Annotated in this window: 1 protein-coding gene; it reads right to left on the bottom strand. The window is 49.5% G+C overall.

All coding sequences use genetic code 11. The annotated features are described in order from the left end of the window. Nucleotides 1–168 (bottom strand): YheV family putative zinc ribbon protein (locus LZP73_RS19955; protein WP_234236651.1); only part of this gene is annotated, 168 nt, incomplete at its 3' end. Between the last annotated feature and the right edge of the window lie 133 nt (nucleotides 169–301).

Genomic DNA, 301 nt, shown 5'->3' with positions numbered 1-301 from the left:
ATCTTTGCGGACGTGATCGCGGGCTTCTTTGTCTGCTTCTCGCATCTGATGTCCACACTTAACACATTCAACGATATCAATATTATTTTCGCGCCACATCGCCATTGAATCCTGTGCCTGACAGGCCGGGCATTTTGCGCCCGCAATAAAACGTTTTCGGATTGCCATCTTTACCCTCTACTCAAATTCATCCCAGCCGTCCAGCTGGCGTCGTTCTTGTTGCATTTCACGCTGGAAAATCTCTTCCAGTTCACGTCGGGCTTCCCTGGCGCGAGAAATTTGTACGGTATCAGCATGCATC

Origin of the sequence: Shewanella sp. AS16 (assembly GCF_021412365.1) — a bacterium.
Taxonomy (GTDB): domain Bacteria; phylum Pseudomonadota; class Gammaproteobacteria; order Enterobacterales; family Shewanellaceae; genus Shewanella; species Shewanella salipaludis.
This window is presented reverse-complemented; position numbering and strand designations above follow the sequence as displayed.